The 14830-nt window shown below is 48.7% G+C and carries 17 protein-coding genes; 3 read left to right on the top strand and 14 right to left on the bottom strand.

Features of this window, described 5'->3' with window-relative positions:
* The 4 genes from ABYP73_RS04865 to ABYP73_RS04880 form a co-directional block, all read right to left on the bottom strand.
* Positions 1-675 (bottom strand): dihydroorotase family protein (locus tag ABYP73_RS04865; protein ID WP_372973613.1); only part of this gene is annotated, 675 nt, incomplete at its 3' end.
* A complete protein-coding gene (locus ABYP73_RS04870; protein WP_372973614.1) occupies positions 672-2588 on the bottom strand; it encodes a BatA domain-containing protein in 1917 nt (638 codons plus the stop codon). The genes ABYP73_RS04870 and ABYP73_RS04865, both read right to left, overlap by 4 nt.
* Before the next feature lie 153 nt (positions 2589-2741).
* The gene (locus tag ABYP73_RS04875) at positions 2742-3428 is read right to left on the bottom strand and encodes an SGNH/GDSL hydrolase family protein (RefSeq protein WP_372973615.1); all 687 of its coding nucleotides are present in this window, start codon (positions 3426-3428) and stop codon (positions 2742-2744) included.
* 46 nt (positions 3429-3474) lie between these two features.
* A complete protein-coding gene (locus ABYP73_RS04880; RefSeq protein ID WP_372973616.1) occupies positions 3475-4962 on the bottom strand; it encodes a S10 family peptidase in 1488 nt (495 codons plus the stop codon).
* Between the two features lie 128 nt (positions 4963-5090).
* On the opposite strand from ABYP73_RS04880, the gene ABYP73_RS04885 reads away from it, so the two are divergent.
* Positions 5091-6224, top strand: a complete 1134-nt coding sequence (locus ABYP73_RS04885; RefSeq protein ID WP_372973617.1) for a Gfo/Idh/MocA family protein — start codon at positions 5091-5093, stop codon at positions 6222-6224.
* 6 nt (positions 6225-6230) lie between these two features.
* On the opposite strand, the gene ABYP73_RS04890 is transcribed toward ABYP73_RS04885, so the two are convergent.
* From ABYP73_RS04890 to ABYP73_RS04905, 4 genes are all read right to left on the bottom strand, one after another.
* Positions 6231-6596, bottom strand: a complete 366-nt coding sequence (locus ABYP73_RS04890) for a hypothetical protein (RefSeq protein WP_372946333.1) — start codon at positions 6594-6596, stop codon at positions 6231-6233.
* Positions 6597-6884: 288 nt separating this feature from the next.
* Positions 6885-7664 carry a TIGR02757 family protein gene (locus tag ABYP73_RS04895; protein WP_372973618.1) on the bottom strand — a complete coding sequence of 260 codons (780 nt, stop codon included), beginning with the start codon at positions 7662-7664 and terminating at the stop codon, positions 6885-6887.
* Complete coding sequence (locus ABYP73_RS04900; protein WP_372946335.1) at positions 7661-8119, bottom strand: lysostaphin resistance A-like protein; 459 nt, start codon at positions 8117-8119, stop codon at positions 7661-7663. The genes ABYP73_RS04895 and ABYP73_RS04900 overlap by 4 nt, the downstream gene beginning before the upstream one ends.
* Before the next feature lie 83 nt (positions 8120-8202).
* Positions 8203-8868: an ABC transporter ATP-binding protein gene (locus tag ABYP73_RS04905; RefSeq protein WP_372973619.1), complete on the bottom strand. Its 666-nt coding sequence runs from the start codon at positions 8866-8868 to the stop codon at positions 8203-8205.
* Positions 8869-9108: 240 nt separating this feature from the next.
* Here ABYP73_RS04905 and folE point away from each other — a divergent pair, with 240 nt between their 5' ends.
* Positions 9109-9708 carry a GTP cyclohydrolase I FolE gene (gene folE, locus ABYP73_RS04910; RefSeq protein WP_372946038.1) on the top strand — a complete coding sequence of 200 codons (600 nt, stop codon included), beginning with the start codon at positions 9109-9111 and terminating at the stop codon, positions 9706-9708.
* Positions 9709-9775: 67 nt separating this feature from the next.
* Complete coding sequence (locus ABYP73_RS04915; protein WP_372946037.1) at positions 9776-10069, top strand: hypothetical protein; 294 nt, start codon at positions 9776-9778, stop codon at positions 10067-10069.
* A 10-nt stretch (positions 10070-10079) separates the two neighbouring features.
* Here the strand turns inward: ABYP73_RS04915 and ABYP73_RS04920 are convergent, their stop codons facing one another.
* From ABYP73_RS04920 to ABYP73_RS04945, 6 genes are all read right to left on the bottom strand, one after another.
* Positions 10080-10400 (bottom strand): DUF6787 family protein, encoded by a 321-nt coding sequence (locus tag ABYP73_RS04920; protein WP_372946036.1) that lies wholly within the window; start codon positions 10398-10400, stop codon positions 10080-10082.
* Between the two features lie 31 nt (positions 10401-10431).
* Positions 10432-10812, bottom strand: a complete 381-nt coding sequence (locus ABYP73_RS04925; protein WP_372946035.1) for a DUF6146 family protein — start codon at positions 10810-10812, stop codon at positions 10432-10434.
* A gap of 164 nt (positions 10813-10976) precedes the next feature.
* Positions 10977-11609 carry a DUF937 domain-containing protein gene (locus ABYP73_RS04930; RefSeq protein ID WP_372973620.1) on the bottom strand — a complete coding sequence of 211 codons (633 nt, stop codon included), beginning with the start codon at positions 11607-11609 and terminating at the stop codon, positions 10977-10979.
* A 37-nt stretch (positions 11610-11646) separates the two neighbouring features.
* Positions 11647-12603 (bottom strand): D-2-hydroxyacid dehydrogenase, encoded by a 957-nt coding sequence (locus ABYP73_RS04935; protein WP_372946033.1) that lies wholly within the window; start codon positions 12601-12603, stop codon positions 11647-11649.
* Between the two features lie 40 nt (positions 12604-12643).
* Positions 12644-13708: a 3-phosphoserine/phosphohydroxythreonine transaminase gene (serC, locus tag ABYP73_RS04940; RefSeq protein WP_372973621.1), complete on the bottom strand. Its 1065-nt coding sequence runs from the start codon at positions 13706-13708 to the stop codon at positions 12644-12646.
* A 77-nt stretch (positions 13709-13785) separates the two neighbouring features.
* Entirely contained in the window at positions 13786-14826 is a 1041-nt protein-coding gene (locus ABYP73_RS04945) for an acyl-CoA reductase (RefSeq protein WP_372973622.1), read from the bottom strand.
* Positions 14827-14830 lie beyond the last annotated feature (4 nt).

Here is a 14830-nt window from a genome sequence, read left to right on the forward strand (position 1 = left end):
GTATTCCAGTATATACAGATCCCTTGCGATCTGGATCTCTTCTGCCAGGGCGGGGATGCCTTTTAATCCCAGGGAGGTGGAAGTATTTCCCTCGTTCACCGTCCCTGTGGCCGCGATGGAGGCGTCCATGGGGAAGGAGAGTACCAAAGCGTCAAAACCCTGGGCGTATTGGAGGGCGATCTTCAGGAGATTGGATTGATGAATGGGGGATTTGAAATCATAGAAAGCTACGGCCCCGGCCTTCTTCATATCATACATTTCCGAGAGGTCCGAACCGGCAGATGCGCGTGTTAAGGCACCCATAGGATGTACCCGGGCCCCTTTTCCGGCTGCTGTCTTATTGATGAAAACGATGTCCCCGCTGGTGTCCGGTATCGGATTTGTATTCGGATTGAGAACAACATCCGTAAAACCGCTCAACGCAGCTACTCTTGCCCCATGCGCGAGGGTCTCCCTCTCCTCGTATCCGGGTTCGCCAAAGCTGACACTGCTGTCTATCCAGCCTCGGGAAACATGGAGGTTGGAAAGTTCAACTACCTTAGTCCTTGCCTCCGGATTTACCGAAGAGGCTATCTTCTCTATACGTCCGTTTTTGATCCATATGTCCCTGACTTTACCGTGAAGGCTTTGGTTGTGAGTGTCCAGGATACGAGCCGATTTGAGAAGAATGTTCATTTCATTGCCTTTTGAATGATAATCTCTGCCAGTAAAAACAGCACCGCTAAAATAACAAACCATTTCCAAAGGCCTGTCACCCTGCTGTCATTTTCAAACCTTTTAAACATTTCGGAAATGGAGTCCATCAAGGCAGTACCTTCTCCCGTTACATCGAGATCGAGGTATTTTAGATCGTTCTCCTTCCTCGGGAAATTAAAGCTGAATGACCTGTTCACTGGCGCATTCTCAAGTACGTAGGTACCTGCTTCCGGGGGAGCATCGGAAAACCAGAGTCTGGTATTCCGTCCCACCGATTGTTGCCGGGGTATAAATTCCAAGTCTCCTTTTTTTAAGCTTAGGATTCGGTCTTTTCCCAACTGCACGGCCACATCCTCCGAACTTTCTGAGCCCAAAAGATAATAGGGGGTCGGTAAACTGCGACTTCGCATGGCCATGGCATAAAGTGTCGGGACCACCAGGGGAGAAGCTGTGAAATTGGTATTATCAGGCGCCAGGGTAGTGGTAAAGACATAGCATTTACCCTTGGCGGTCAGGAAGGGCGCTTCGTTGGAGAAGCCCAGTATTTTATCTGCCCGCCCATTGAAGGTAAAGTATTCCTTTGCAGAGGGATACTGAAAGTTTCTGACCTCTTCTCTGAAGACATCTTTAAAAAGGGGATGAGCGTAATTGATATCTGTGACCTCAAGGGGAGTCTGCACCCTTTTTCCCAGAGATAAGCCGTAAAAGCCCAAAAGACGGTTGAATTCCCCCGTATTCATGGTCATGGAGGGGATCAGCACCAGGCTGCCTCCCCGGTCTACGTACTCCCTCAGGAGATCCAAGGTCCCCGCCGGAAGGGCATTGAGCTGGTTGAGTATGACCAGGTCCTGATCGGGAACAAGCGTACTGGCCTGATCCAAGGAAGTAACCGACCTATATTGTGTGGTATTTTGATCGAACAATCTGATAAGAAATTCATCATTTGCACCAATTCCAAGGACTCGGATCTTTTCCCGTGTGTTGATGTTGAAATAAAGGTCATTGTCAAAAGCGAGGCCGGTATCCGTGAGGGAGACCTTACCTTCGATATTTTCTTCGCCGGGGAGGGAGAAAACAAGTTCAGAAGTACCCTCCGGTTTGTAGGTAACGGCAGATTTCGCGATCAGGGAACCCCTGTTAAAAAGGGATACCGGGATAGACCCGAAATCGTAATTCCCTGAGATGGTAATATGCAGGTTGTTAATACTTCCCGATGTCGTCTCGAGAAAGACTGAATCGATGGAGACATTTCTTACCTCCTCTGCCCTGAAGGGAATGAAATAGATATCGGCTTCTGTCCTCCCGGCATCCCTGATGCCCTCAAGGGATTCCTGAAAATCCGAAATGACAACCAGGCTTTTAAGGGCATCGGGTCCGTTTCCTAGATAGGAATTGGCCTTTAATCCGATCTCCGAGAGATTGAGCTGATTGGAAGAGAAATTGAGTTGAAGGAGCACGTTTCTAATTTCGTCTACGGTCACATCCCTGTATTCGGAATCATTTGTAAAAAGTGAAAAAGTAGTTTCCTTGGGGAGGTTGCGGATCAATTCCTGTGTGGCTTCCTCCAGGAGTGAATTTTGATTCCTCCTGGCCTGCATGCTGAAGGAATTATCGAGATAGATCACTAATTCCTGCTTTTTGAATGCCGATCTGCTGGCCGTATAGGGTTGTGCAAAGGCCAGGATCAATGCAGCCAGCAGTCCTAGTCTGGAAATCAGCAGCAACCACCGCTTAAGGGTTTGGGACTTCTGTGATTTGGCCTTTACCTTCTTTAACAGTCTTACGTTGGTAAAGGGAGTGGTTTTAAACTTCCGGAGCTGTAATAGGTGGATGAGGATGGGAATGAAAAGCAGCCAGAGCGACCAGAGGAGTTGGGGGTATTTAAATAGCATGTCCCAAATTCATTTGACAAATATAATCAAAGTTTTGCAGGCGTGAATCGGATCTTAAAAGGACATTCAGGGTTAGCATCCCTCTTTAGCAGAAGAAGAAATAGTGCTGCTCAATCCCTGTATGCCAAGGTGAAAACAGGATGCGTATTTTGTCTATTCAGATTGCGCTAAGGCTTTCTCTATGGCAGATTCCGCAAGCGGGGCCATCAGTTCGTAGCCCTTTCTTGTGGGATGAACCCCGTCATGGGCAAGTTCGGGGTCCAGCCCTTTGCTCTCATTGGCCATGGCACTGAAATAGTCGAGATAGACCACCCCGGCCTGATCAGCGTATTCGTGGATCATGGTATTGAGCTCAGGTATTTTAAGATCCGGTCTCATTCCCGGCCTCCAGGGATAGTCAGAAGCCGGCAGGACAGAGCACAGGACTACTGCGATGCCGTTAGACCTTGCCAATTCCGTCATGGAGATCAGATTGCCAAGGGTTTCTTCCAGGGTCATCGGACCCGTGTTTCCCGCAATATCATTGGTTCCGGCGAGTATTACGACCACTTCCGGTTTGAGGTCGATCACATCCTGCCTGAACCTCACCAGCATTTGAGGAGTTGTCTGTCCGCCAATACCCCTGTTGATATACGGTTTCCCTTCAAAAAACGAGGGCATGGTTTGAAGCCATCCTATGGTGATAGAATTTCCAAAGAATACGACCCTGTCTTCTTTTTTCATCGATTTTTCCAAGGTTTTGTTCGCAGAACGAAATGTGTTCAGTTGAGCCCAGTCCTGGGCTGCCAGATTTACTGAAAGCAGCACAGCCAGAGGAAGGAATAGTAAAGGTTTCTTCATGGAGTACCGAAATTAATGGAAATCCGGAAATGACTGTGGGTCAGGATCAGTATTTCGCGCTTTTTCCGTTGGCTTGTGTTCTGAGAATAAAGGCGCGTATATCATCATTGGCCTGCTTCAGGTCTTCCCTCCTGAGATACATCATATGACCGCTTCTGTAGCCCTTGAACTCAAACCTGTCCTTCATCCTTCCGCTGGGATCCACCTGCCACATGGTGTATTTGGCGTTGAAATACGTGGTGGCCCCGTCGTAATAGCCGCTCTGTATAAGCACGTTCAGATAAGGATTCTGAGCCATAGCCTGCCTGAGATTATCCCGGGTGTTGTCATCTTCGTTGTCCCAGGGCCTAACGGGCCCGAACATATTGTATTTGATATCGGTTTTGAACTTGAGTTCTTCCTGAAGATAGTAGTTGATGGCCGGGGTAAAACTGTGCAGCCAGGAGGTGATCTCCGAATTGTAGTCCGGTCTCTCGCCCGCGATCTGACGGTCGATCCCCAGGTATCGGCTATCAAGCCTGCCCACGGTAAATCCACGATCCCTCAGCAGGGCTTTCCAGAAATAGGAGGTCGGGACCACAAGGTTCCGCGTCAGGATCTCCTCTTTGGAAAGGCCGGAATAAAAGGCCATGCGCTCCGCTACGCGATCGCGTTCTGCCTGATCTATAAAACCTCCTTTGGCCAGGGCAGGGATCAGAGTATTGACGGTAAAGTCCTCTGATTCTGGCAGGACCTCAAGCAGATCCTTGCCCTGAAGAGAAGCCGGAAGGGCTTTGTGATGCCAGGCAGCAGCGGTGTAATAAGGCAGGTTGAGTGCATCGCTGACAGGTCCGCCTGTGCGCAGGACCTTATAGTCTGCCGGACTTACCATGATGACGCCGTTAAGGTACATCCATTGCTGGTTTTGAAGGGCCAGGGATAGCCCCATTACGCGGGTGCCTCCATAGCTTTCGCCTATTATATATTTTGGAGACCTCCAGCGATTGTGACGTGTCACAAAGGTGTTCAGCCATTCTGCCAGGTATTTAATATCTGCATTGATACCGAAAAATTTACTGCGATCGACCTCTTTGCCCGATTCGGGAATCGTACGGGAATACCCTGTGTTTGCCGGATTTACATAGACAATATCGGTCACGTCGAGCACGGAATAGGGATTCTGACTTACACCGTAGGGCTGTACGGGATATCCTTCATCATCAATGTTCAGCACGCGCGGTCCTGTATAGGCCAGGTGCATCCAGACAGAGCCTGAACCAGGTCCGCCATTAAAAGAGATCAGCAAGGGTCTTGACCTGCGATCTTTGACATCATTACGTGTGTAATACGTATAGTGAAGGGTTGCAATGGGTTTTCCCAGTTCGTCCCAAACGGGCTGTGTTCCTGTTTCTGCCGTATAGCCGAACGTGTTCCCGTTTACCGTTACATTGTGTTGGGTAGTCACGGTAGTGTCGACCGGGATGGAGCGTTCTTGTGAAAATAAACTCAGGCAACTGAATACTGAGATAACAATTAGAGATACTATTTTTTTCATCTTTTATTTTTTGGCGTCTAAAAATAGCAATTTTCAGAGGTAAAAATAAACGGTTGCCTAAGGTTAACATCCTTCTTCTTTTAGTAACTTAATACCTCATTCCCGTGTACTGCATAAAACGGAACCAAATGGACAAAATAACCAGAAGGCAATTCAACGAAAGACTTTCAAAGGGAATTGCGGGTACGGCCCTTCTCTCATCGGCCCCTCTTGCTTGTGCTATGGCCGGGCCCAAAAAAAGGGAGGGATCCCTGGGGATTGCGCTGGTGGGTCTTGGCAGTTACAGCACTTATCAGCTCGCGCCTGCTCTCCAGCAGACAAAGTACTGCCACCTGGCGGGCATTGTCACGGGAACCAGGGCCAAAGAAAAGATTTGGGCGGAGAGATACGGAATGCCTGGCAGGAATATTTACAACTACGAAAATTTTGATGCCATCGCAGACAACAATGAAATTGACATTGTCTATGTGGTGCTGCCGAACAGCATGCATGCCGAATTCTCCATCAGGGCGGCACAGGCCGGTAAACATGTCATCTGTGAGAAACCCATGGCCATTTCAGTGGCCGAATGCGAGGCCATCATAGAAGCCTGCCGAAAGGCAGGGGTTAAACTGGGAATAGGCTATCGCCTGCATTCCGAACCCTATACACAGGAAGTAAAACGATTTGTGAAAGAAGGGACTTTTGGAAAGACGTTGTATGTAAACGCCGAGGCAGCTTACCGATCTGCCGGCAATCCGGATCAGTGGCGACTCAACAGGGCCTTATCCGGGGGAGGCGCACTGATGAATATGGGCGTGTACAGCATTCAGAGCGCTATCTATGCCACCGGGGAAAACCCGGTAAAAGTAACGGCCCAGGAATTCAGTACTCGTCCGGATTATTTCAAGGACACCGATGAGACCATAACCGCCCAGTTTCAGTTCCCGGGAGGGGCAACAGGCACCGTGTTTACCTCTCACAACACCCATGCGAATAGTCTTTACGCGTCCTGTTCAGGCGGGTGGTTCTCATTGAAACCGGCCAATACATACGGGCCCCTTGCCGGGGAATCCGCAAATGGTCCCATACAATTTCCGCATGAGTCTCAGCAAAAACTTCAAATGGACGATTTTGCCCGCCATGTCCTGTACGGTTCAGTTAACAAGGCGCCGGGTGAGATGGGAAAACGGGATATGATCATCATTGAGGCGATCTACAGATCTATTGCCGAGGGCAACCGTCCCATACCGCTGGAGTTGGGAAAAATGGGGCTAAGTTAAAGAGGATCAGTATTTCCGGGTAAGCCAGTAACGGGCTATCTTCAAGTCGTCGAACACTTTTAGCTGGGTATTCCTGTTGGTAACGACATCCACCAGGAAGTCTGAAAGGGATTCCCGCTTCCAGAGCAAAGCGATCATGATCTTATCACCGACCACTTTTGCAATCTGTTCTCCCAGGAAAAACAGCTCTATGAGGGATACCTCCTGAGCTTTCACAGGAGTTACATCTATCAAGACCTTGGAGCAACGGTGTTCGTCACAGGAATTCCTGATGAATCGCGGATATTCAAGGAACTCCCAGTAATCATAGGTTCCCTCCACGATCATTTCCAGATAATCCCTGTTTTTTTGGATAGAATAACTACTTACCATTGTCACCGAATGAGTTCAGCATAACAGCAATTAGTCAGGTTGTACCTTAAAAATAAGAATTTTCCTTCAAGAGTCATACCTCGTCACATGAATTGTTAATATATTAACTATAATGTTAAAAAATAAATAATAATCTAACTGATAATTAAATCTATTAGATAATAGCTAATTATATGCCATTTATAGTATATAGTATTTCTTTTTATTGGGGTATGGACGGGATAGAATTGAAAAGGACCCATCGATCTGCCTCGATTTCAATAACCCATTAAAGTTGGGAGATAGGAGTTAGAATTTTTCAAAAACACCGAGTCCAAAAAGGGCAAAATCGTATTTCACCGGGTCCCGATGATCTAAACGTCTCAGGTTTTCATCGAGTTCCTGAACCGCCCTGGCGTCATTTTGTTTTCTGGTCAGCAGGCCCAGTTTACGCGCGACCTTTCCTGAATGCACATCCAGAGGGCAGGATAACTGAGAGGGTTTCAATGACTTCCAGAGGCCGAAATCAACTCCCGTTCTCGCGTCGCGTACCATCCACCTCAGGAACATATTGATCCTTTTGGCTGCAGATCCCCGGGAAGGATCGGAGACGTGTTTCTCGGTGCGTTTTTCATGATCCAGCGTAAAGAAGATCGTGCGGAAAGCTGAAATGTCTTGTTGAAGAGATTGCTCACCGGAGTGTCGGGTGAAAACTGCTTCCATCCCTCCATGATGGGTATATATATTTTGCAGGGCCCGGATAAAATACCGAAGATCGGTACCGTTGAATGTGCGGTGCACAAAGTCATCAAGGCCGTTTAGGTCCGACTCCTGGTGTTGGATGATAAACTGATAGGGAGCCTGATCCAAAAGGTCCATGAGCAGGCTGGCATTGCTGATAATGCTTTTCCTGTTACCCCAGGCAATGGTGGCCGTGAGGAACCCACTGATCTCAATATCCTCTTTCTCGCGGAACCTGTGCGGGATCTGGATAGGGTCGCTGGCCAGGAACTCCGGACGATTATACTGCTCTACCTTAAGGTCGAGGAATTCTCTGAGTTCTCGGATGTCCTGCTGTTTCTTCTTCACGGCAGCTCGGTTAGGGAAACGAGGAAGAAAAGGACGCCGTTATGGAAGGCGTGCATCAGGATGGCGTATACAAGGCCCAGTTTTACTCTCAGAAACCCCAGGAAGAATCCCATCAGGGTCTGTGGGGCGACCAGCAGGGGTGCCCAGGGAAGCAGGTATTTGCTGTCTTCAAAGTTGCCGAGATGCACCATACCAAAAATGATACACGATATATAAAACACCCATGGAAAGAGGGCAGACTTCCTGAAGAAAATCAGAGGGGCACGAAAAAGGAACTCCTCTATCACAGGAGCCAGGATCACCATCATCAAAAAAACCTGCGGAAGGGTGTATTTCGAGAACATGTCTACCGTCCGGTGCTTGCCCATATCCATGTCCAATACGGTGAATAAGCCTTCCGTCAATAGGGCCAGACCGATTCCGAGAAGGAGATTCCAGCCGACAGCTGAAAGCACGACCTTTATTTTCAGATCAGTTGTCAGCCCCCGGTAAGGAGTATATTTCGGAGTTTTAGAAAAAGCCCAAAGGTGTTTTAAGATCATTGATTTACGATAATGCCGTCAATCATGGTCAGTTTGCGGTCGGCCATATCAGCCAGTTCCTCATTATGTGTTACGATGACAAAGGTCTGTCCAAATTTCTCCCTTAGCCGGAAGAAAAGCTTGTGTAGGATCTCAGCGCTTTCGGAGTCGAGATTTCCGCTGGGTTCATCCGCAAGGATCACAGAGGGATTGTTGATCAGGGCCCTTGCTACGGCCACTCTTTGTTGTTCTCCTCCAGACAGTTCACCGGGTTTGTGGTGCAGGCGTTCTCCCAGCCCCAGGAAATTCAGAAGTTCCGCGGCCCTTTTTTCAGCTTCCCCAGGGGGCGTTTTTTTAATGTAAGCCGGGATGCAAACATTTTCCAGGGCTGTAAATTCCGGTAGTAGCTGATGGAACTGAAAGATGAATCCTATGTGTTCATTCCGGAACTTGGCGAGGGCTTTATCGCCCAGGGAAGTGACATCCACCCCGCTAACTTTTAAATCGCTATCGCCGGGATTGGATTGGCGATCCAGTGTCCCAAGGATCTGCAGCAAGGTGGTTTTACCGGCACCGGATGCCCCAACGACAGACACTACTTCTCCTTTGTTTATGTGGAGGTCAACGCCTTTTAAGACCTGGAGGGAGCCGTAGTATTTCTGAATATTCCTGGCGGTGATCATCCAAAACCTTTTGAGGCCCGAAAGTACACATAAGCGCGTTCATTACAAAATAACAGTTCAGGGGCAGGGCGATTGGCTGGGTGCTTAAACGGACTTATATTTGTTACAGTCAGAGCCCTTTTATACTGCTAATTATACGTTAAAGTTAAGGAACAGACCCAGAATTGATTACTTTTGTTTAGGTTTATGAATCAAATACTAAACAAAATAGTTTTTCTGCTTACCCATAAATAATTTCCTATGGCACCTTATCAGAACCTTGAAGAATACAACATGAACATTACCAACGAGGTAAAGGAACGTTACTCGAAGATCATCGATGAGATTGGGGAGGACGTCAAAAGGGAAGGCCTGTTAAAAACCCCGGAGCGGGCAGCAAAGGCTATGCTCTTCCTTACTCAGGGTTATAAGCAGGATGCCGTAAAGATCCTGCAAAGCGCCATGTTTGCCGAGGAATACGACGAAATGGTGATCATAAAGGATATCGAGGTGTATTCTCTCTGCGAACACCATATGTTGCCTTTTTACGGAAAGGCTCACATCGCTTACATTCCTGATGGTTATATCGTCGGGTTGAGCAAGATCCCCAGGGTGGTCGATGTTTTTGCCAGGAGGCTGCAGGTACAGGAGAGGCTTACCCACGATATTTTGGAATGTATCAACAACACCCTCAAACCGAAAGGTGTCGCCGTAGTGATAGAAGCATCCCATATGTGTATGATGATGCGCGGGGTACAGAAGCAGAATTCAGTGACCACTACTTCCGGATTCCGGGGGCAGTTCGAAAAGATTGAGACCAGGAATGAATTTTTAAAACTGATCAGTTCAAGGTTGTCCTGAGAATAAGAGTGAAAGATTTACTGAAACCCGATTGTGCTGACAGTCGGGTTTTCTTTATTTTTACCCTATGAATTCGGGGTCAAAAGTAAAATACCTCTTGTTGGGCCTCCTCTTTGACGGGATCGGAATGCTTTCCTTCAGCATCCCGGGAATAGGGGAATTCTCAGACGTGATCTGGGCTCCTGTTGCCGCCTGGCTCATGACCCGTATGTACAAGGGTCGGATAGGTCAAATAGCGGGTTTTGTGACCTTTGTGGAGGAACTTTTGCCCGGGCTCGACGTTATACCCGGCTTTACCCTGATGTGGATCTACACCTTTGTTTTGTCGAAAAAGAAATCAAAAGAAATTATTCAGTCCTGAAACTGAGGCTCTAGGAAAAAAATCGTCCTAAGCCCATCCTGCTGAGCATCTTTTTCTCAAAATTCCAGAAGAATGTAAACTGGCCGAAGAGCCATCCAAAGAACACCAGTAAGACCTGGTAAAAGGGAAAAATCAGCAAAATTCTCAGGGTCCAGTAAATCCAGCCGCTCCACCACGCATCGGGAAAGGCTTCCCTGGAAAGTCCTATAAAGTTCAGAAAAGGCTTGGCAACATAGACCGATGCCGAGCCTGTGATGGCAAAAACCCAGAAGATGACCAGTAATTGCCAATTGGAGGTAATTCCCCAATATTTCTTCAATCTGCTTGTCACGTTACCCAATTAAGGCCGCAAAGGTATGGAATTAAATACGTGGCGCAAAAGGTCCGAGCCGCTGGTTGTATTTTCGCTGGAAGTAAATAAAGTAGTTGTAAAGTTTGTAGTTCACGTCGTATCCGTAGTCTATCAGGGGGTCGTAGTCGATCTGCAGCTGATAAAGCTGAGGGTCGAATTGCAGCGTATTGATCACCCTGTTGTTCCATTCGATCACGAACAACCTGTTTCGGTTTTCCAGGAAGGTTTGGGAGTAATACCCGGGAGGACGGGCAACCGCCTGCAGCCAGACATTGAAACCGGGCTCAATGATGATGATCTCGTAATTGGATTCTTTGTCTGAGATTTCTACAGTATCTGCCTTTGTGGCGTTAAAGGCCATGCGCTCCTGTTCCGAAACGGATGATTTCATTTTAGAACCTCCACAACTCATCAACACAACCAAGAGGGAGATTAAAGACAGGATTGCCGGTCTCAAGAACCAATTTCTCACTTTATTTCTCATATCTAGAAGATACAAAAAAACCACCGGGGTTGTCCCGGTGGTCCTGTTAAAATACGTTAGGTGATTTATGCTTATTTGCCGAAAAGACCACCCAGCATTCCCCCCAGTCCGCCTTTTTTCTTTTTGGTTCCCAGCACCATGTCTGCCACGTCATCTAGGACACTGCCGTCCCCGTCTGCGTCGATCAGGCTGGTGATCAGGCTTTGGTTTTGTTTGGGCTGCCCGCCGAGCATAGATCCCAGCAGAGTAGTCAGCCCGTTGGCATCGCTCACATTGCTCTGTGCCTTTTGCCTTCCCAGGTATCCCATGACAATCGGGGCAGCGATCTTGAGGATCTGGGCCACCGAACCTGCATCCACGCCGGATTTCTGACTCAGGGCGTTTTCTACCAGGGGCTGCTTGTTTCCGAGTACATGGCCGAGTATCCCTGCTCCGTCTTCCAGGACAGAGGCATTGACTCCTCCCTGGAATAGCCCGCCTAAATTATCCAGTATTCCCCCTGAGTGTTTTGAATCCAGAGCGTTCATCAGGCCTGATGCTCCCTGGGGATCAGTGGCATTTTTCTTCATGGCTCCCAGCAACAGCGGCATGGCCATACTCAATACATCTGCTGTTTTGTCTGAAGGCTGCCCGGTCTGTTCCGACACTCCGTCGATGAGCTGTTTACCCAGAGGTCCGCCCAGTAAATCTAATAATCCTGACATTTTATAGGTTTTAAGTGTAAGATACTATTTTTTCCATCTAGTTGAGGAGCTTGATGATCTGCTCAGCGAGCTCAGTTCCGATTCTGTCCTGAGCTTCCCCCGTAGCTGCACCAATATGGGGCGAAAGAGAGATCTTTGGGTGCATCAGGATACGTACCTCAGGATGGGGTTCACTTTCAAATACATCCAGGCCTGCAAAGGCGATCTTACCCTGGTCGATGGCATCCAGAAGGGCGACCTCATCAATGACACCTCCACGGGCCGCATTTACCAGGCCGACCCCGTTTTTCATCATTCCGAATTCTGCTTTCCCGATCACGTAGTCCTTTTGAGCAGGAACGTGGAGGGTAATAAAATCCGCGGCTTTGAGGACTTCCTCCTTGGAGCTTGATCTCAGGGGAAAGGACATGGACCGATCGTCGTAAAACGAAATACTGATCTCGGCCTCCTGCAGGTTGGGGTCGAAGTACATAACCTTCATCCCAATCCCGAGGGCGATCTTTGCGGTTGCCTGACCTATCCTTCCAAAGCCCAGCACGCCCAGCGTCTTTCCTCTCAATTCCGTGCCTTTTCCGTAACTCTTCTTCAGGCCCTTGAAATTCTTATCGCCTTCAAGGGGCATATTCCGGTTGGCGTCGTAGAGGAACCTAGCCCCCCCGAACAGGTGGGCAAATACCAGTTCGGCCACTGAGGCGGAAGAGGACGCGGGGGTATTGATCACGTGTAATCCTTTTTCCCTGGCGTATTCTACATCGATATTGTCCATCCCGACCCCGCCGCGGCCGATAAGCTTTAGCCCGGGGCAGGAATCGATCAACTCTTTTCTCACCTGGGTCGCACTGCGTACCAGCAGCCCCGAAACGTTTTCCTCGTTGATGAATGCAACCAGTTGTTCCTGGGCCACATTCGTGGTCAGTACTTCAAAACCTGCGGATTGCAGTGCTTCTATTCCACTTTTTGAAATGCCATCGTTGGCAAGGATCTTTTTACTCATAAATACGATTATTCAATTCAGATTCTTTTCCCGGGCCCCATCAGGCTTTCCTTTCCAGGTCGCTCATCACATCTACCAGCACACCCACACTCTCCAGGGTCAGGGCATTGTACATGGAAGCCCTGTAACCTCCGACCGACCGGTGGCCGTTCAAACCGTTGATCCCTGCTTCTTTCCACATGGCATCAAAGGTGTCTTTGAGTTTTTCATCCTTGAGCGTAAATGTGGCGTTCATGTTAGAGCGGTCCTCCTTGGCGGCGAATCCCTGGAACAGGGGATTGAGATCGATCTCAGAATAAATGAGCTTGGCCTTCTTCTCGTTGATCTCCTCTATAGCGGCTATGCCCCCCATGTCCTTCAGCCATTGGAGGGTGAGCATACAGACGTAGACCGGGAATACGGCCGGGGTGTTGAACATGCTGTCCTTCCCTATGTGCACCTGGTAATTGAGCATGGAAGGGATCTTACGGGTCACCTTGCCGAGGAGGTCTTCCTTGATGACGACCAGGGTCGTTCCGGCCGGACCCATATTCTTTTGAGCCCCGGCATAGATCAGGTCGAATTTTGAGAAATCGAGCTGACGGGAAAATATGTCAGAACTCATATCGCAGACCAGGGGTACACTCGTTGAAGGGAATTCCTTGATCTGAGTACCGAAGATGGTGTTGTTCGAGGTGAGATGCAGGTAATCCAGGTCGCCCGGAATATCAAAACCCTTGGGGATATAGTTGAAGTTCTTATCCTTGGAAGAGGCAACCTCCACTGCGTTCCCAATGAATTTCGCTTCCTTCAGGGCATTGGAGCTCCAGGTTCCGGTATTGAGGTAACCTGCCTTGTTCTCCAGCAGGTTATAGGCCAACATCGGGAACTGCAGGCTAGCGCCTCCCTGCAGATACAGGGCCTGGTACCCTTTACCTTCGAGGCCCAGGAGTTCCAGGGCCAGGGACCGGGCCTTTTCCATGATCGCTACGAATTCTTTGCTTCGATGTGAGATCTCTATGAGGGAGAGCCCAATGCCATCCAATTCAAGCACGGCATCAGAGGCCTTTTTCATGACCTCAGCCGGCAGGATGCAGGGACCGGCACTAAAATTGTGTTTTTTCATACGTCAGGGTACTTTTTTGCAGCCGTAAAGGTCGAAAATTAACCCGAGATAGGCAGGGCAAATCCCGAATAATTGTTTCAGGTTTTTAACAGGAATTCAACAGTGTCCACCCCGTCGGCATAGTCGGAGAGGGAAGGATTCTGCGTCTGTCCAAAGGGAACTTCCCCGGCTAAAAACCCCTCTGAGACCAGGCACTGGATCTTTTCGCGATCCGAATTGAGTTTTTCTTTGACCTCCTCCAATGAAGCATAGGTCTCATAGTAGACCGCCCCGATAGGGGAGGCGTACCCGGAGTCTTCCTTAAGGATAAGGAATCCACTGTCCAAAAACGGGAATTCACTCATCAGGTAGACCGCCTTGTTGTAGTCGTAATTATTGTGGTATTTATGGTGGTCTTTAATGTCCTCAAAGGGTTCCAGGGCAGAAAAAAGGGCTTGAAAATCATATCCCTCTGGTACGAACAATTTGCTCACGCTACGACAGCCCAGACCGAAGTACCTGAAGATATCCTCCCCGAGAGCGCGTAATTTTTGCTGGGATTCATCCCCTGTTAGCACTGCCGCGCTGTTTCGGTTCTTCCTGATGATGTGAGGTTTATTTCCAAAGTAGTATTCGAAATACCTCGAAGTGTTGTCGCTTCCCGTAGCTATGACGGCATCGAACCCCTTCATCACTCCTTTTGAAAATTCCGTGCTGCCCTTTAATTCTGGTTCAAAGCCTTCCAGTTTTTTTATCACCGCAGGCAGTAATTCAGTATCTCCGGAGGCTAATTTAACCAGGGCCCTGTGGCCTGTAATCAGTACGCAGAGCAGATCGTGAAACCCTACCAGGGGTATATTCCCGGCCATGATGATTGCCACTACTTTGGGGTCTTTTTGGGGGGTCTCGTAATCTGAAATCCAGGTCCTCAGATTTTCCTCGGTGAGCTCTTTGCCCCAGGCCGAGAGAGCGTGCCGGAGGTTTTCGCGCGTAAACCAGCCATTACGGCTGCCAGCCCGTTCCACTGCCCGGGTAAATTCATCGTCAGAGGTTCCAGAAGACGAGTCATCCAGCCTGAAATCCCTGAGGAAGTGTCCCAGTTTAACAAATGCTTGTAATCTTCGTTCCAGTGAGCCCATTATA

It is taken from the genome of Muriicola sp. (assembly GCF_041567615.1).
Classification (GTDB): domain Bacteria; phylum Bacteroidota; class Bacteroidia; order Flavobacteriales; family Flavobacteriaceae; genus Muriicola.